Here is a 17,131-nt window from a genome sequence, read left to right as displayed (position 1 = left end):
GTCACAGCACGAAAAAGCCAATTGAAGCCAGGGCCATCACCGCCGTGGCGAGCGCGCCGCCGAGAGCCATCCAGCGCGGCAAGGTGAGATGGCCCATGATCCGAGGGTTCATGGCGATCATCATCATGATCGCCATCAGTGGAGCGGCCAGAACTCCGTTCACCACAGCACTCCAATAGAGCGCTCTTATGGGATCCATGCCGACAAAAGTCAGAGTTACCCCACCCAGCGTCGCCACCGCAATCGTGCCGTAGAAGGCCTTGGCATCTTGCGGGCGCCGATCGAGGCCTTCCGACCAACGAAACATCTCCGCGACTGCATAGGCGGCCGAGCCGGCAAGCACGGGGATGGCAAGCATGCCCGTGCCGATAATGCCGGCAGCGAAAATGGCGAACGCAAACTCCCCGGCGACAGGCCTGAGTGCTTCGGCCGCCTGCGATGAGGTTTGGATCTGCGTGATCCCGTTGGCATGGAGCGTTGCCGCGGTGGCGATGATGATGACAATGGCCACCAGGTTGGAGAAGCCCATTCCGAACAGTGTGTCGCCCCGGATGCGCGACAGCTCCGGCCCGGCAGCGTGCGAGTTGGCGCCCAGCCGTTGACGATGTTGCCGGTGCTGCTCCTCGACCTCCTCCCCGGCTTGCCAAAAGAAGAGGTAAGGACTGATTGTCGTGCCAAGAACGGCAACCAGCGCCATGGCGTGATCGCCGTCGAAGGCGATCTGCGGAACCAGCGTGCCATAGAGCGCCGTGCCCCACGGCACATGAACCGACAGCACCACCGCGACATAGGCAAGCAGGGACAGGGTCAGCCATTTAAGCACCGTGACGTAGCGGCGGTAGCTCACGAAGATTTCCAGGAAGATGCACGTCAGCGCGAACAACACCGCATACAAATATTGCGGGCCACCTATGAGCAATTCAAGCGCCGCTCCCATGGCGCCGAGGTCGGCGCCGATGTTGATGACGTTGGCGACAAGCAGCAGAAGAACGGCGAAACGCAGCAGCCAGGGCGAGTAGTGTCGACGCAGATTGCGCGCGATACCTTGGCCGGTTACCGCGCCGATCCCGGCACTGATCCCTTGAGTTACAGCCATCAGCGGATAGCTGAAGAGCATGGTCCATGCGAGAGAGTAGCCGAATTGGGCGCCCACCTGACTATAGGTGGCAATACCGCTTGGATCATCATCAGCCGCCCCCGTGATCAGGCCTGGGCCCAAGCTTCCGAAGAAGTTGTAGCGTTTGCTAAACGCGGCAGCCGATGCCTCCGACGGTTCCATCGAATGATTTCCCCTCACTTTTCTCGTCACGCGAACCGAGCTCACTATTGCCACGCCGAGCTGTTCCGAACCTTCGAGCGCGAAGAAGCACGCATATTTTCTATCCGGTTTCGAAGTCCGACGGATTGATGCGGGTCAAGAATACGAGGCGTCGAATGGCCTAGGAGGGCTAATCAACCTTTTGAACTCCAGCACCGAGGAAGGTCATGCCCGAGCCGCTTCAGACCGCCAGGCCCAGCCTTGGCGTCAAGCCAATGACGCCATTGGCGACCAAGCCGCTCCTCGAGAACATCGGGGTGGCAGCAAAATTCCGCGATTTTGCCGATCTCCTCGACAGCCAAGGCGCCGACGGTTTCCGTGCACGGGCCTACAGAAGGGCCGCAGATGTCGTTTCCAGGCTGGAACGGCCGGTGGGCGAGATCCTGGCAAGGGAAGGACGCGATGGCCTCGTCGCCCTCCCGGCAATCGGAACAGGCCTGGCTGGCGCGATTGCCGAGATGGTTGCAACGGGACGCTGGTCCCAGTTGGAACGGCTGCGCGGCGAAATGGAGCCGGAGGCGTTGTTTCGGTCAATCCCCGGAATCGGACCACGATACGCGCACCGCCTCGCCGAGGACGGACAACTCGAGACCCTCGAAGACCTCGAGAATGCGCTCCATAGCGGCGCGCTTCACGTCAAGGGCATCGGTCACAGGCGCAAGGAGATGCTGGGGGCAGCCCTCGCCGAGCGGCTCGGCAGGGCTCGGCTGAGAACGACCCATCAATCTCAACCCTTGCCGCCAGTGTCGATGCTGCTCGATGTTGATCGCATGTATCGCGAAAAGGCGGCGGCCGGGGCGCTTCGCAAGATTGCGCCAAAGCGCTTCAATCCGAAAGGCGAGGCCTGGCTGCCGGTGTTGCATGCGCGACATGACGACTGGCATTTCACCGCGTTTTTCTCGAACACCAGGCTGGCGCACGAACTGGCGAAGACGCGCGACTGGGTCGTGATCTATTTCCAGGTCGACGGCCAACCGGAAGGGCGCTGTACGGTCGTCACCGAAACACATGGTCCGATGATCGGCAGACGCGTCGTGCGGGGACGCGAAAGTGAACAGCAACTGAAGGAAACAGTATGATGGAAAAAGCGGCGAGCAGTATTGGCAATGGTGAAACGGAACTCGAAGTTCCCCTCGAAACCGTATGCTTCATCATCATGAAGGCGCGTGAATTCGATGCCAAGGATCCGGTCACCGAATCCAACCCCGCCTCCAATCCATCCGACGACCGATCCGCGGCGATCCTGGAGGATCATGCCGACGACCCCGTCCTCGAAGAACTGCAGTCCCTGATTTCCGACCTTTCGCTCGACGCTCAGATCGACCTGGTCGCCCTGATGTGGCTGGGTCGCGATGATCAATCCGCCGACGAATGGCAAAGTGTCCGCCAGCAGGCGACGGACGCGCACAATGAGCACACGGCCGACTATCTCTGTGGGACACCGCTGCTCGCGGACTATCTTGCCGATGGACTGTCCACACTCGGCTACTCCTGCCTCGAATTTGAGCGCGAGCACTTTTAGTCATCACCGCGCCGTGCACTTTGCTAACGGAAGACGTCCGGCTCGGTAATGATTTGATTGCGCTGTAGCTCAGTGATCGCTCATCTCCACCACGATTCCAGCGGGAAACATTTTCAGTCGCCATTGATGTCGATCAATGAGGCCTCCCCTTGCAACGGCTTTGATGCTGTTCTTGCCAGGCCGAGCCAGATTTGGCGACGCGGGCGCGATGGACCGCAGCAAAACCGCGGATTCGCGAAGCAATGGGCCAGTTCGACGACGACACTTGGCAAGCAGGTCCGCTGACCTCCAGCTCTAGCACCTCTTGGGAGACCTAAAGGTGGAAGAGTGGAGGCGGCGATACCTGCCGATCAACTCACCAAAGGAGAAAAACCATGGCTGAAGCTGCCACCAAACTCCCAGTCAAGACTGAGAAGAGCACTGCCCCTGCCCGGTCCGACAACTGGACAGCACCGTTCGAAAGCCTGCGTCGCGAAATCGACCGGCTATTCGACGACTTTCACCCATTCGACTTCCGCATGCCTTCGACACGGTCCCTATTCGGCCGTGAACTGCCGTCCCTGCGGAATGCGGGTTGGCCAGTCGCGCCCGCCATGGATCTGGTCGAGAAGGACAAGGAGTACGAGATCACGGCCGAGCTGCCCGGCATCGACGAGAAAAATGTCGAGATCAAGCTCTCCAACCACACGCTGACGATCAAGGGCGAGAAGAGGGACGAAAAGGAAGAGAAGGACAAGGACTACTATCTGTCCGAGCGCCGCTACGGCTCCTTCCAGCGTTCGTTCCAACTGCCTGAAGGCGTCGACGCCGACAAGATCGATGCAAGCTTCGCCAAGGGCGTGTTGACGGTGAAACTGCCCAAGACCGCCGAAGCCCAGAAGGCCGAGAAGAAGATCACGGTCAAGGCTGCGTAGTGACCCGCTTGTCTCGGCGCGTCTATCCGGCGCGCTGAGACCTTCTTCAAAGGACGATATGCCAAGCTGCGTTTGGTTGGGTGCCTAGTCCGGATAGCGAAACTATTTCGACCCCGGATCGCTTTGCCGCACCATATCAATGCAATTGTTTGACGACACTTCCTGGTTTGCCGGCGCGAGGGACTGATCGCGAGCTTGGCTTTCGCTTCTTCTCAAGCTGGCGGCCGATCTCAAGGCGGCCAAGCCCGCCGGACACGAGATCCCTCGTCTTGTCAGGAACAACATCGCGCTGATCTTCGAGAAGGATTCCACGCGCACGCGGACGGGGTTCGAGGTAGCGGCTCATGACCAGGGCGCTCATGTCACCTATTTCGGCCCCACGGGCAGCCATATCGGTCACCAAGGAATCCATGAAGGACACAGCTCGCGTGCTCGGCCGGATGCGGCTCAGAACCGGGTTCGTCAAAATCGGGCAAGATGTCGTGAGCACAATCGATGGCTGATGGAGTGTAGAGCTCCATCAGCCTGAGCTCGGATATCCTACAGGTTGCACGAAGGTCACGAACTGCGTCTGCGACAGGCCAAGCACCTTGCCAAGCGTCGGCTTGTCCACCCCGCCCACCAGGCACGTACCCAGACCGGCCGATGCGCAGTAGAGATAGACGTTTTGCGCCACGATGCCCGCGTCGACATGGGCAAACGCACTTGCCTGATCTTCGTTCGCAACATGCAAGCGCCCCCTATCGGCGCAGTAGATCAGGACTGCAGGCGCGGTTTCAACAAAAGTCTCCTTGCTTGCCAAGCGCCGAATGTCGCGCGAAAGAATGGTCACGGCAGCCTGTCCGGCCGGGTCGAATTTGCGCACGCCCCGTTCGTCGGCGACATAGATGTCGGTCTCCATGGCGCCATGCCATGAAGGCGCCGTATGGCCGCCGCTGTTCGGCCTGTTGATGCCGAAGGCGCACCAAAGCAATGTCGAAAGGGTCTCGTCATCAATGGGTTTGTCGGCGAAGAGCCGTGTCGATTGCCTGAGCGAAAGCGCCTCGAGCAATGACATCCCTCCATTCTTGGCAGCGTCCGGCAAGCTGGAAGACGTGTCGGCTAGTGCAGTCCGGTTGGAGAAAGCTGCAACCATGGATGCAATTGACAGAAAAACACGTCTCGATATGCCTGCCATGGTCATTCTTCCTCTCCGGCGATCCGATTCTTGGCTGAAGACAAATTACTCGCCGAGATGAACGCCCAAGGCCGCAGCAGCGCTCGGGGCCAACATCGCAACTCCGATCAACTCGCGGACCAGACCGCCATCGATATGCTGTCCGTCTAACCTCTTCTTGCATCGGTTTTCGCGGGCCGCATTGCCCTGAATCAATTCGCCTGTCTTCGACCTTTATGCCCCCTTTTCTTCGAGCGCCCTGCGCACGCGCCTGATAACCGCTGCGCGACCCCGCTCATCTGCCGCGGCGCTCACCGCCTCATTTATATCCAGGAGAAGCTTGGAAAGGTCGTTGTGCCAATCGAGGCGAGCGACCTTTTCCGGTCTCAGACGGCGCGGTTCGTTGAGTGCCACCGGCACACTGCCGCCGGGTGTCAATCGGAAGGCGTCATCCAGGCTCGGCATGACGATCCTGCCTTCCGGGATCAACCCTCGCAGCCGCTTGCTGAGAGCGCTGAGCCCCGTTTCCTCGCCGTGGGTCAGGAAAGCCACCTGCTTGACCGGAAGTCGAGCCTGGACCCAGGCGACCAGCTCGCCGGCGTCGGCATGGCCGGAATACAGGTCGAATAGACTTATATGCGCCTTGACCTCCACCTCTTCGCCCTGGATGCGCACGCGCCGAGCCCCGTCGAGCAGGATCCTGCCAAGCGAACCCTGGGCTTGGTACCCGGCGATCATCACCGTGGCGTTCCGGCGCCAGAGATTGGCCTTCAGATGATGGCGGATGCGCCCCGCGTCGCACATGCCGCTGGCAGCGATCACCACGAAGAAGCCGGTCAGGCGGTTGATCGCCTTGCTCTGTTCCACCGTCTCGGTAAAACGTAGCTCCTTGGACTTGAGCGCCTGGCGTAGCACGTCACCCTGTTCGATCTCATCGGCATGGCGCTCAAAAATCGCACTGGCACGTGTTGCCAGCGGCGAGTCAACGAAGACCGGAGCTGTCGGCACCTTCCCCGCTTGCATGAGCAAATACAGATCGACCAGCAATTCTTGCGTCCTTTCGACAGCGAAGGACGGAATGATGAGCGGGCCGACGGCCTCGGCGGCGCCACGCACGATGTCGCCGAGCAAGGAGCGCCGCTGTTCGGGCGAAACGTCCGGCCGGTCGCGGTCGCCATAGGTCGACTCGCAGATCAGATAGTCGACGCCGGCGGGCCCCTCGGGATCGGTTTGAAGCAGCTTGTGGCCTGGCCCGATGTCGCCCGAAAATATGATGCGCAGCGGCGCCTCGTGTCGATCGATCTCAAGCTCGACGGATGCCGAACCAAGCATATGGCCAGCGTTCCAGAACCGAGCGCGAAGGCCTTCGGCGACCGTAGTCCATTCGCCATATTCCAAAGCCCGAAACATGGTCATGCAGGCGGCGGCATCTTGCTGGCTGTAGATCGGTTCAACGAGCGGGCGCCCACGCTGCGCGTTGCGACGGTTCAGGTGCTCGACCTCCGTTTCCTGGATATGCGCCGAATCCGGCAGCATGACCGAGCAGAGGTCGATGGTGGCGAGGGTCGTGAGGATGGGACCAGAAAAGCCCTGCTTGACCAGTTTCGGCAACAGGCCGCTGTGATCGATATGCGCGTGCGTCAGAATGACCGCGTCAATCGCTTCAGGTGGAAACGGGAATGCCCCGTAGTTCAATTCCCGCTCGGACTTCGACCCCTGGAACAGGCCACAGTCGACGAGGATCCGCCAGTGCGCCGTTTCGATCTCATAGCATGAACCGGTGACGCCACGGGCTGCGCCGTGGAAACGCAGGATAGGATCCGTGTCGCTTCTCATCTCGCCACGACCTAGTGCGACAGGCCCACTATATCATCCGAGCCATGCCGTACCGTGCCAATCTTCGTGGCAACGACTATAGCGCCGTCCGGGCGAAAACGCCAGGGATTGCCGCCTGCCAGCCCCGCCAGCGCGCATGGGCCGTATCGCCGACCCGCTACAGCGGTCAGCGCCAATCGCGCGCTGTAAGGCGACTATCGGTCGGTGCTCGACAACGCAGATTTCAACTCGTCCAAAGTCGTCTTGCCGGTACTGAATAGCGCCATGACGCGAGATGCTAGGTTCTCGCGCTCTGGACTGTCGAGCGGGATGCCCGTGGTCTGGCAATGCTCGTCAAGCGCTCTGGTTAGGATGGATAGCTGGTCGGGATCGGCTGTGTTTTGGAACGGCATTTGACACCTCCACTCAGGCGAAAGCGCTGTCCTCTTTCATCATCCCTGTGCCCTCAAGACGGGATGACGTCTGATAAAATAAAATGACCCAGAAAATCCCGCAACAAAAAATTGTGTGAGGGTCAGTCCGTACGAATCCGTACCATCTGCTCTATCGCCCTTTCCCCGTGGAGCCTTCCGGGCACTGTCTCCCTCGGCACAATGTGCTCATGCAGGCTTGTTGTCGCGGATTTTTCGCCTGCCCTGCAATTTAGCGGTTTCCTCGGCTAAAAGCTTTACAAGCATATTCCGCTTTGCCGGATCGGCTTCTGTTTCCAGTTTTGATGAGAAATTTTTGATGTTTTCAAGTTGAATGTAGTGGTCGTATCTACCGGCCATAATCGCGCTCCTCTCAAGAGGCATGCGGTAGTATTCAACTCTCCACGCCCTTCTTCGTTGCATCGCAACCGACGACTCGCTCATGCAGCCGCGCGATGCGCGAAGCCGGCCCGGCCATATGATCGTTGTTCACGCCGTTCGCCATTCTCCAGATCGTCGTCGGGGAAACATTCGCCTGCCGGGCGATCTCGGGGCGACTCAGGCCGGCGCGTTCGAGGCCGGCAATGAGGGCGGCGAATGGATCGGGCATAGGAGAAACTCTCACGATCCGGCGACGGGGGAAAGGCTTGGGGAAAAAGCCGGGGAGAAGGAATCGGGGGAAAAGGGGCCGGCTTTCCCCCACGCTTTCCCCCAAGGCCAAATGATCCGCCCGCCGCCGGCCGGCTTTCCGCTAAATCATTTGATATTCTTGGCTATTTTTGGTGAGCGCGATGGGATTCGAACCCATGACCTACTGATTAAAAGTCAGTTGCTCTACCGGCTGAGCTACGCGCTCCCGCGGGCTTGAAGGCCGCCCTCGAAATTGCGCGGAACATAGGGAGAGTGCCTCGACCGGTCAACCGGAAAAAGAGGTCCACGGGCCAGACTTCTCAAGCATCGCCGCCGTGCCTTCCTGCCCGCTTCGGTTACGAGTGGCACGCTCCTGGCGAAGCAGAGGCGCAACCTCCCGTCGTCACCGGGTACAGCCCGGAGAAACATTACAAATCAGCAACTTGGGATTTGACGAGGAACCTTCGCCCACATCACCCGTTGTCTCACCACAAGGGACGTCAATCACCCTTTCGAAGGAGAAGACCATGAATAAGATCGTAACGGGTATACTGGCGACCACACTTTCGGCTTCGTTTGCCGCCGCAGCTGTGCCTGCCAATGCAGCGCAGATGTTTGTGCCGCAGGCGGCATCGGCTTCGAGCGATGTGCAGACGGTCGATTACAAGCCGTGGATGAACAACCGTCACTTTAACCGCAATTCCGGCAATCGTCATTTCAACGGCCATCGCAACTTTGCTCGAAACAACGATGGCGGCGGATATTGGAATGGCCATCGCGGTTATCGCGAATACCATCGCGGCTATCGCCGCCACGGCGACTATTGGTTCCCGCTCGCAGCTTTCGCGACTGGCGCGCTGATCACGGGTGCGATCGTCAACAGCGAGAACCACCGCGTCTACGAAGGCAATTCCCATGTGCAGTGGTGTTACGACCACTACCGGAGCTACCGTTCCTCGGACAACACCTTCCAGCCAAATTACGGCCCGCGGAGGGAATGCCGTTCGCCTTACTGATCCAAGCGCGTATATCAGTAGCTGGAAACTCTGAATGGAAGGCCCGCGTCGGAAATGGCGCGGGCCTTTTCGGTTGGAATTACACCATCCCGATCGGCGGAATGAAGTTCCTGTCAGCTGGCCCAGCCTGCGCTTTTGAGGATCAGATAAAGACCGCCCCCTTCCCCGCGCGGAGAGCGGTAAGCACCGAGTGCTTCGCAGACACGCACCATCGCTGCTGTCAGTTCCCAGCCGAGCGCTTCCAGATCATCTTTCGTGTCGGTCACATAGGCCTGCTCAAGTTCGGCGATATCGTTCTTCTCACCGAAGGAACGAACCCGCTTGGCATCGCCGAGAAGGTCGTCGGGCAGGTTAGAATTCGACCAGGCCCAAAGCCAGTTACCAGCTTTGGCGCTTGTCGAGCCTGCAATCTGAATCTCGGTGACGACTTTTACGACACCCTGGTCCGAGAACAGAAGCCTGCCGGTCGTCAGGTCGTAGTCATAGCGCGGCCAGTGACCGAGGCGGAACTCCTTCTCCAAACGGGCATTCTTGTCGCGTAGCTGTTCAAAAGCCTCGTCCCGCCAAGCAGGATACCAGTCTGGCTGCATGCCCCCCACCTTCAGCTCGTTCCGTGGTGAGCGTTATGGCACGCTCAGCGTCCTGCGCACAGCATCGCGCCAGCCCGCCAGCTTCGCGGACCGCATGGAGTTCTCCATCTCCGGCTTGAAACGCCGCTCCAGTGCCCAGCTTTTCGTGAACTCCTTCGCCTTCGGCCAGACCCCTGCTTTCGAGCCGGCGAGCCAGGCCGCACCCAGCGCGGTCGTCTCGAGGATGGTCGGGCGGTCGACCGGCGCGTCGAGTATGTCGGCCAGGCGCTGCATGGTCCAGTCGGATGCAACCATGCCGCCGTCGACCCTGAGAACCGTTTTGGCGGAAGTCCCCTTCCAGTCCTTGCGCATGGCGTCGAGCAGGTCGCGGGTCTGGTAGGCGACGGATTCGAGTGCGGCCCGCGCAAATTCCGCCGGGCCGGAATTGCGGGTCAGTCCGAAAATGGCGCCGCGCGCGTCGGCGTCCCAGTGCGGCGCGCCCAGTCCGACAAAGGCCGGCACCAGGTAGACATTCTGCGTCGGGTCGGCCTCGGCGGCCAGTTGCCCGCTATGCTCGGCCTTGCCGATCACCTTGATGCCGTCGCGCAGCCATTGCACGGCCGCCCCGGCAATGAAGATCGAACCCTCCAGCGCGTATGTGGTCTTGCCGTTCAATCGATAGGCAATGGTGGTCAAAAGCCGGTTCTTCGAACGCACCAGATCGCTGCCGGTGTTGAGCAGCGCAAAACAGCCGGTGCCATAGGTGGATTTCATCATGCCGGGCTCGAAGCAAGCCTGGCCGATGGTCGCGGCATGCTGGTCGCCGGCAACACCGAGGATTTTTATCTCGGCGCCAAACAGATTTTTCTCGGTCGCTCCATAGTCATCGGCGCAATCCTTGACCTCCGGCAGCATTTTTGCCGGGATGTTGAGAATGGCCAGCAACTCATCGTCCCAGGCGTTTTCCGCGATGTTGTAGACTAGCGTGCGCGAGGCGTTGGTGGCGTCTGTGGCGTGGATCTTGCCGCCGGTCAGCCGCCAGATCAGAAAACTGTCGATGGTGCCGGCCAGCAATTCGCCCTTCTCGGCGCGTTTCCTGGCGCCCTTCACCTTGTCGAGCATCCAGGCGATCTTGGTGCCCGAGAAATAGGGATCGAGCAGCAGCCCGGTCTTGCGCGTGAATTTCTTTTCCAATCCTTGCTTTTTCAGCTTCTGGCACAGCGGCGCGGTGCGGCGGTCCTGCCAGACGATGGCATTGTGGATCGGCTTGCCCGTCGCCTTGTCCCAGATGACGACGGTCTCGCGCTGGTTGGTGATACCGATAGCGGCAACGTCGGATGCCTCGCGGCCGGCAGCCTTCAGCGCGGCCTTCACGGTTGTCACGACACTCGCCCAGATCTCCTCCGGGTCATGCTCGACCCAGCCGGAGGCAGGATAGTGCTGGGTGAATTCCTTCTGTCCGCTGCCTACGACTTTCATCTGGCCATCGAACAGGATCGCACGGGTCGACGTCGTTCCCTGGTCGATTGCCAGCACAAAACCATTCATTCCAGCGTCCTCCGCCTTGACACAAAGAAGGGAGACGGCAACGCGCCGCCTCCCCCAATTTCACACGGGCGCGAACGCCCGCATAGACAGTCCTACTTCTGCCAGCTCTTGACCAGTTCGTCATAGTTGATGGTCTGCGGCTTTTCCTTCTCGTTCTCGATCTTGAGCTGAGGAGCGAGATTGCCGGCCTTGACCGCGTCGGCGTTCCAGTAGGCGAGATCATGTTCCTCGGCGAGCTTCGGCCCGATGTCACCCTGGACGCCGGACTTCTCGATGCGGCCCATGACCTTTTCCTGCTCGGCGCAGAGCGAGTCCATCGCCTCCTGGGCCGACTTGGCACCAGAAGAAGCGTCACCGATCGCCTGCCACCACAGCTGTGCCAGCTTCGGATAGTCCGGCACGTTGGTGCCGGTCGGCGACCATTGTACGCGGGCCGGCGAGCGGTAGAACTCGATCAAGCCGCCGAGCTTCGGCGCACGTTCGGTGAAGCTCTTGTCATGGATGGTGGAGTCGCGGATGAAGGTGAGGCCGACATGGCTCTTCTTCACGTCCACGGTCTTCGAGGTCACGAACTGAGCGTAGAGCCAGGCCGCCTTCGCCCGGTCCTCAGGCGTCGACTTCATCAGCGTCCACGAACCGACGTCCTGGTAGCCAAGCTTCATACCGTCCTTCCAGTAGACGCCATGCGGCGACGGCGCCATGCGCCACTTCGGCGTACCGTCGTCGTTCATGACCGGCAGGCCGGGCTTGACCATGTCGGCGGTGAAGGCGGTGTACCAGAAGATCTGCTGGGCGATGTTGCCCTGCGCCGGCACCGGACCCGATTCGGAGAAGGTCATGCCTTGCGCTTCCTGCGGCGCGTAGGCCTTCAGCCAGTCGAGGTATTTCTGGATCGAATAGACCGCCGCCGGGCCATTGGTGTCGCCGCCGCGCGCCGTGCAGGAGCCGACCGGCTGCGATTTCTCGTTGACCTTGATGCCCCATTCGTCGACCGGCAGGCCGTTCGGGATGCCCTTGTCGCCGTTGCCGGCCATCGACAGCCAGGCGTCGGTGAAGCGCCAGCCGAGCGAGGGATCCTTCTTGCCGTAGTCCATGTGACCATAGACCTTCTTGCCGCCGACATCGCGGCCGGTGAAGAATTCGGCGATGTCCTCATAGGCCGACCAGTTGACCGGAACGCCGAGGTCATAGCCGTACTTGGCCTTGAAATCGGCCTTGTTCTTCTCGTCGTTGAACCAGTCGTAACGGAACCAGTAGAGGTTGGCGAACTGCTGGTCGGGAAGCTGGTAGAGCTTCTTGTCCGGCGCGGTGGTGAAGGAGGAGCCGATGAAATCCTTAAGGTCGAGGCCGGGATTGGTGACATCCTTGCCTTCATTGGCCATCCAGTCGGTCAGGTTGCGCACCTGCTGATAGCGCCAATGGGTGCCGATCAGGTCGGAGTCGTTGACCCAGCCGTCATAGAGGTTCTGGCCGGTCTGCATCTGGGTCTGGATCTTCTCGACGACGTCGCCCTCCTGAATGACGTCATGCGTGACCTTGATGCCGGTGATGGCGGCAAAGGCTGGAGCCAGCACCTGCGACTCGTACTGGTGCGTCGTCAGCGTTTCCGACACGACCTTGATTTCCATGCCGGCAAACGGCTTGGCGGCGTCGACAAACCACTGCATCTCTTTTTCTTGATCGGCGCGTGATAGAGATGAAAGGTCGCCTATCTCCTTGTCCAGAAAGGCTTTTGCCTCATCCATGCCCGCATAGGCGTTGCCCACGCCGAGCAATAGCACAAGGGCAGTCGTTGATGTTAGGAATTGCCGTCGCATTGTGTTTCCTCCACTTTTCAAGGTTCAAGTGCGATCTGGGGCGGTCGCCAGCACGCGGCCGCTCCAACAGTTTCCCCCTCTATACGTAGCGGAACACGCCGATGGCGTAGACCACGGAGAGAGCGAGAGCCCACCACAGGCTGGGCCCAATCAGACCCAGCCAAGCGAGATGGATAAAGGCGCTGCCAAGCAGCGAAACGAAGAGGCGATCGCCGCGCGTCGTCTCGAAGCGCAGCACGCCGACACGCGGATTGCCGCCGGGCGACGCATATTCCCAGACCCCCATGCCGACCAGCAGCAGCGCGATGACGATGAAGAAGGCGGCCGTCGGCCAGGTCCAAGCCATCCAGGAGAAGTCGAGATTCATGGACGGCCCCTCCCCAGGGCGAATCCCTTGGCGATGGTGTTGCGAACGGACTCTTGCGTTCGTTTCATCACACCCTCCCCAGGGCGAAGCCCTTGGCGATGTAGTTGCGCACAAACCAGATCACGAGCGCGCCAGGGATCAGCGTCAGCACGCCGGCGGCGGCCAGCAGCCCCCAGTCCATGCCCGATGCCGACACTGTGCGGGTCATGGTCGCCGCGATCGGCTTGGCGTCGGTCGTGGTCAGCGTGCGGGCGATCAGCAGTTCGACCCACGAGAACATGAAGCAGAAGAAGCAGGCGACACCGATGCCGCTGGCGATCAGCGGCATGAAGATCTTGATGAAGAAGCGCGGGAAGGAATAGCCGTCAATATAGGCGGTCTCGTCGATTTCCTTCGGCACCCCGGACATGAAGCCTTCAAGGATCCACACCGCCAGCGGCACGTTGAACAGGCAGTGCGCGAGCGCCACCGCGATATGCGTGTCGATCAGACCGAAGGCGGAATAGAGCTGGAAGAATGGCAGGGCGAACACCGCCGGCGGCGCCATGCGGTTGGTCAGGAGCCAGAAGAACAGATGCTTGTCGCCAAGGAAGCGATAGCGCGAGAAGGCGTAGGCCGCCGGCAAGGCCACTGACACCGAAATCACCATGTTCATGACGACATAGGTGATCGAGTTGATATAGCCGGAATACCAGGCCTTCTGCGTGAAGATCGTGACGTAGTTGGCGATGGTCGGGGCATGCGGATAGAGCGTCAGCGAGTTGACGATCTCCGCATTGGTCTTGAAGCTCATGTTGATGAGCCAGTAGATCGGCATCAGCAGCACGAAGATGTAGAGCGTCGGCACGATCCACCACCAGCGCGATTCCTCGCCGCGACGGCGCATGCGCCTGTCGAGTTCGCTCTGCGACAGCGAACTGGCCAGACCTTCCGCGGCGGCGGCCCCGTTCATCGCGTTGCGCTCGGTTCGTTCATTGGCGCCGGCCATCTCAGCGCTCCGCGTCGTAGTTGGTCATCACGGTGTAGAACACCCATGACAACAACAGGATGATGAGGAAGTAGACCAGCGACATGGCGGCAGCCGGACCGAGGTCGAACTGGCCGAGCGCCGTCTTGACGAGGTCGATCGACAGGAACGTCGTCGAGTTGCCCGGCCCGCCGCCGGTGACGACGAAAGGCTCGGTGTAGATCATGAAACTGTCCATGAAGCGCAGCAGCACGGCGATCAAAAGCACCCGCTGCATCTTCGGCAACTGGATGTAACGGAACACCGCCCAGCGCGAGGCGCCGTCGATCTTGGCTGCCTGGTAGAAGGCATCCGGGATCGAGACCAGACCGGCATAGCAGAGCAGCACGACGAGGCTCGTCCAGTGCCAGACATCCATGATGATGATCGTCACCCAGGCATCGAATGGATCCTGCACGTAATTGTAGTCGATGCCGAGCGCGTTGACGTAGTAGCCGAGCAGGCCGATGTCGTTGCGCCCGAACACCTGCCAGATGGTGCCGACGACATTCCACGGGATCAGCAGCGGCAGCGCCATCAGCACCAGGCAAACCGGCACTCCCCAGCCCTTCTTCGGCATGTTGAGCGCGATGAAGATGCCGAGCGGCACTTGGATGGCGAGGATGATGAAGGAGAAGATGAGGTTGCGGCTCATCGCCTCCCAGAAGCGGCTGGAATGGAGCAGTTCCTCGAACCACTCGGTGCCGGCCCAGAAGAAGACGTTGTTGCCGAACGTGTCCTGCACCGAATAATTGACGACGGTCATCAGCGGGATGACGGCGGAGAACGCCACCAGCACCAGCACCGGCAGCACCAGGAACCAGGCCTTGTTGTTCCAGGTCTTGTCCATCTATGCCCCCATCTCGACACGCCAGGAATCGGCATAGATGTTGATGCCCGCAGGCTCGAACCGCACCTTCGGTTCGGCCGGAACGGCCTCGTCCTCGCCGATGACGGCGGCGATGTCGCGCCCCTCCAGTTTGGCGCGCACCACCTTGTGGCGGCCCAGATCCTCGACCTTGCTGATTGAAACAGCCATGCCTTCGCGGCCGAGACGCACATATTCGGGACGGATGCCGAGTTCCACGGCACCGCCGGCCGCTTTGGGTGCGCCCGGCAATTCGATCCGCTGGGAGCCGAGCGTCGCGGTCTTGCCGTCGATCGCCACCGGCATGACGTTCATGCCGGGCGAGCCGATGAAATAGCCAACAAAAGTGTGGCGCGGCCGCTCGAAGAGTTCCGCCGGCGTGCCGATCTGGACGATACCGCCATCATACATGACCACGACCTGGTCGGCGAAGGTCAGCGCCTCGGTCTGGTCATGGGTGACGTAGACCATGGTGTAGCCGAAGCGGCGATGCAGTTGCTTCAATTGCGAGCGCAGCACCCACTTCATGTGCGGGTCGATGACGGTCAGCGGCTCGTCGAACAGGATGGCGTTGACATCGGAGCGCACCAGCCCGCGGCCGAGCGAGATCTTCTGCTTCTGGTCGGCGGTCAGGCCCCTCGCCTTCTTCTTCGCCCACGACGCCAGGTCGATCATCTCCAGCGTCTCGCGCACCTTGCGGTCGACATCGGCCTCCGGCACGCCACGATTGCGCAGCGGGAAGGCCAGATTGTCATAGACGGTCATGGTGTCGTAGATGACCGGGAACTGGAACACCTGCGCGATGTTGCGCTCCTGCGTCGACAGATTGGTCACGTCCCTGCCGTTGAACAGCAACTGGCCATGCGAGGGATGAAGCAGCCCCGAAATGATGTTGAGCAGCGTGGTCTTGCCGCAGCCGGACGGGCCGAGCAGCGCATAGGCGCCGCCATCCTCGAAAGTGTGGTGCACTTCCCGCAGCGCGAAATCGGCATCCTTCCGCGGGTTCGGCAGGTAGGAATGCCTGACATGGTTGACGTCGATGCGTGCCATATCGCCCTCCTCAAGCCGCCAGCTTCGGCGCGGTCACGGCACGGCCGTGCTCGTCGAAGACCATGATGTGACGCGGATCGATGAACACCTCGACCACCGCGTCGGTCTCGAAATCGCGGATGCCGTGGGTCAGCATGACCCAGCGCACATCGGCGAAATCGAGATGGATGAAACTCTCGGACCCGGTGATCTCGGTGATGGTGACCTTTGCCCGCACCGGCACCGCCGAGGCATTGGGCCGTTCGAGAGAAAGATGGTGGGGCTGGAAGCCGATCGTGTAGTTGCCGTCGGCAATGCCGACGAGTTCGGGCGGCACCGGCAGCTTCACCCCGCCTTCGAGCAGGAAGTCGGCGCCCTTCTTGGCCAGCACGATGGTGTTGAGCGGCGGATCGGCGAAGGTCCTGGCCGTCACCAGGTCGACCGGCCTGCGGAAGACGTCGATGGTCGGCCCGAACTGGGTGATACGGCCCTCCGACAGCGTTGCCGTGTTGCCGCCGAGCAGCAGCGCCTCGTGCGGCTCCGTTGTGGCATAGACGAAGATGGTGCCGGCGGCGGCAAAGATCCTCGGCAGTTCGGCCCGCAACTCCTCGCGCAGCTTGTAGTCGAGATTGGCGAGTGGTTCGTCGAGCAGCACCAGGCTGGCATTCTTGACGATGGCGCGCGCCAGCGCTGTGCGCTGCTGCTGGCCGCCCGACAGGTTGAGTGGTGTGCGGTCGAGATAGGGCGTCAGCTCGAGGAGTGCGGCGGCCTCGCGCACCTGGCTATCGATCTTGCCCTGCTCGACGCCGGCCACCCTCAGAGGCGAGGCGATGTTCTCATAGACCGTCATCGCCGGATAATTGATGAACTGCTGGTAGACCATGGCGATCTTGCGCTTCTGCACCGGTATGCCGGTGACATCATGGCCATCGAACCAGACTGAACCGGAGGTCGGCGCATCGAGGCCGGCCATCAGCCGCATCAGGCTGGTCTTTCCGGAAAGCGTAGGCCCAAGCAGGACGTTGAGCGAGCCGTGCTGAAGGGTCAGCGACACATCGTGTATGTGCTCCACCGCACCGACTGTCTTGGTGACGTTCCTCAGTTCAAGCATGACGCCTCCTCCCA

General features: G+C 60.8%; 17 protein-coding genes, 1 tRNA gene and 1 pseudogene. 5 read left to right on the top strand and 14 right to left on the bottom strand.

Translation table 11 applies throughout. The features are described 5' to 3' along the window. Nucleotide 1: 1 nt before the first annotated feature. Entirely contained in the window at nucleotides 2–1,279 is a 1,278-nt protein-coding gene (locus tag EB231_RS20245; protein ID WP_172350420.1) for an NRAMP family divalent metal transporter, read from the bottom strand. A 206-nt stretch (nucleotides 1,280–1,485) separates the two neighbouring features. On the opposite strand from EB231_RS20245, the gene EB231_RS20240 reads away from it, so the two are divergent. From EB231_RS20240 to EB231_RS20225, 4 genes and pseudogenes are all read left to right on the top strand, one after another. Next, a complete protein-coding gene (locus EB231_RS20240) occupies nucleotides 1,486–2,397 on the top strand; it encodes a DNA-binding protein (RefSeq protein WP_206681848.1) in 912 nt (303 codons plus the stop codon). Then, nucleotides 2,397–2,840, top strand: coding sequence for a DUF3775 domain-containing protein (locus EB231_RS20235; RefSeq protein ID WP_172350419.1), 444 nt, complete (start codon nucleotides 2,397–2,399; stop codon nucleotides 2,838–2,840). The genes EB231_RS20240 and EB231_RS20235 overlap by 1 nt, the downstream gene beginning before the upstream one ends. A 374-nt stretch (nucleotides 2,841–3,214) precedes the next feature. Then, nucleotides 3,215–3,754, top strand: a complete 540-nt coding sequence (locus EB231_RS20230; protein ID WP_172350418.1) for an Hsp20/alpha crystallin family protein — start codon at nucleotides 3,215–3,217, stop codon at nucleotides 3,752–3,754. Nucleotides 3,755–3,962: 208 nt separating this feature from the next. Beyond that, nucleotides 3,963–4,197: pseudogene (locus EB231_RS20225) on the top strand (ornithine carbamoyltransferase); the annotation flags it as partial. Nucleotides 4,198–4,274: 77 nt separating this feature from the next. On the opposite strand, the gene EB231_RS20220 reads toward EB231_RS20225, so the two are convergent. The 5 genes from EB231_RS20220 to EB231_RS20200 form a co-directional block, all read right to left on the bottom strand. After that, nucleotides 4,275–4,937, bottom strand: a complete 663-nt coding sequence (locus EB231_RS20220) for a nitroreductase family protein (protein ID WP_172350417.1) — start codon at nucleotides 4,935–4,937, stop codon at nucleotides 4,275–4,277. Between the two features lie 207 nt (nucleotides 4,938–5,144). Continuing rightward, complete coding sequence (locus EB231_RS20215) at nucleotides 5,145–6,746, bottom strand: MBL fold metallo-hydrolase (RefSeq protein WP_172350416.1); 1,602 nt, start codon at nucleotides 6,744–6,746, stop codon at nucleotides 5,145–5,147. Between the two features lie 599 nt (nucleotides 6,747–7,345). Next, a complete protein-coding gene (locus EB231_RS20210) occupies nucleotides 7,346–7,516 on the bottom strand; it encodes a hypothetical protein (protein WP_172350415.1) in 171 nt (56 codons plus the stop codon). A 34-nt stretch (nucleotides 7,517–7,550) separates the two neighbouring features. Beyond that, a complete protein-coding gene (locus tag EB231_RS20205; RefSeq protein WP_172350414.1) occupies nucleotides 7,551–7,766 on the bottom strand; it encodes a helix-turn-helix domain-containing protein in 216 nt (71 codons plus the stop codon). 170 nt (nucleotides 7,767–7,936) lie between these two features. Then, a tRNA-Lys gene (locus EB231_RS20200) sits at nucleotides 7,937–8,012 on the bottom strand. 301 nt (nucleotides 8,013–8,313) lie between these two features. Between EB231_RS20200 and EB231_RS20195 the strand changes: the two genes are divergently transcribed. Beyond that, nucleotides 8,314–8,802 carry a BA14K family protein gene (locus EB231_RS20195; RefSeq protein ID WP_172350413.1) on the top strand — a complete coding sequence of 163 codons (489 nt, stop codon included), beginning with the start codon at nucleotides 8,314–8,316 and terminating at the stop codon, nucleotides 8,800–8,802. A 113-nt stretch (nucleotides 8,803–8,915) separates the two neighbouring features. Here the strand turns inward: EB231_RS20195 and EB231_RS20190 are convergent, their stop codons facing one another. From EB231_RS20190 to EB231_RS20155, 8 genes are all read right to left on the bottom strand, one after another. Then, nucleotides 8,916–9,392, bottom strand: a complete 477-nt coding sequence (locus EB231_RS20190; protein WP_172350412.1) for a DUF6882 domain-containing protein — start codon at nucleotides 9,390–9,392, stop codon at nucleotides 8,916–8,918. Between the two features lie 33 nt (nucleotides 9,393–9,425). After that, the gene (gene glpK / locus EB231_RS20185; RefSeq protein WP_172350411.1) at nucleotides 9,426–10,919 is read right to left on the bottom strand and encodes a glycerol kinase GlpK; all 1,494 of its coding nucleotides are present in this window, start codon (nucleotides 10,917–10,919) and stop codon (nucleotides 9,426–9,428) included. A 92-nt stretch (nucleotides 10,920–11,011) separates the two neighbouring features. After that, a complete protein-coding gene (locus tag EB231_RS20180; RefSeq protein ID WP_172350410.1) occupies nucleotides 11,012–12,736 on the bottom strand; it encodes an ABC transporter substrate-binding protein in 1,725 nt (574 codons plus the stop codon). 79 nt (nucleotides 12,737–12,815) lie between these two features. Then, on the bottom strand, nucleotides 12,816–13,103 hold the full coding sequence (locus EB231_RS20175) for a DUF2160 domain-containing protein (RefSeq protein ID WP_056576880.1): 288 nt from the start codon (nucleotides 13,101–13,103) through the stop codon (nucleotides 12,816–12,818). A gap of 67 nt (nucleotides 13,104–13,170) precedes the next feature. Then, nucleotides 13,171–14,091, bottom strand: a complete 921-nt coding sequence (locus tag EB231_RS20170; protein ID WP_172350409.1) for a carbohydrate ABC transporter permease — start codon at nucleotides 14,089–14,091, stop codon at nucleotides 13,171–13,173. 1 nt (nucleotide 14,092) lies between these two features. Continuing rightward, nucleotides 14,093–14,959, bottom strand: coding sequence for a carbohydrate ABC transporter permease (locus tag EB231_RS20165; RefSeq protein WP_172350408.1), 867 nt, complete (start codon nucleotides 14,957–14,959; stop codon nucleotides 14,093–14,095). Beyond that, nucleotides 14,960–16,027: an ABC transporter ATP-binding protein gene (locus EB231_RS20160; RefSeq protein WP_172350407.1), complete on the bottom strand. Its 1,068-nt coding sequence runs from the start codon at nucleotides 16,025–16,027 to the stop codon at nucleotides 14,960–14,962. A 10-nt stretch (nucleotides 16,028–16,037) separates the two neighbouring features. Next, the gene (locus EB231_RS20155; RefSeq protein WP_172350406.1) at nucleotides 16,038–17,117 is read right to left on the bottom strand and encodes an ABC transporter ATP-binding protein; all 1,080 of its coding nucleotides are present in this window, start codon (nucleotides 17,115–17,117) and stop codon (nucleotides 16,038–16,040) included. Nucleotides 17,118–17,131: the final 14 nt, after the last annotated feature.

Source organism: Mesorhizobium sp. NZP2298, assembly GCF_013170825.1.
GTDB lineage: Bacteria > Pseudomonadota > Alphaproteobacteria > Rhizobiales > Rhizobiaceae > Mesorhizobium.
This window is presented reverse-complemented; position numbering and strand designations above follow the sequence as displayed.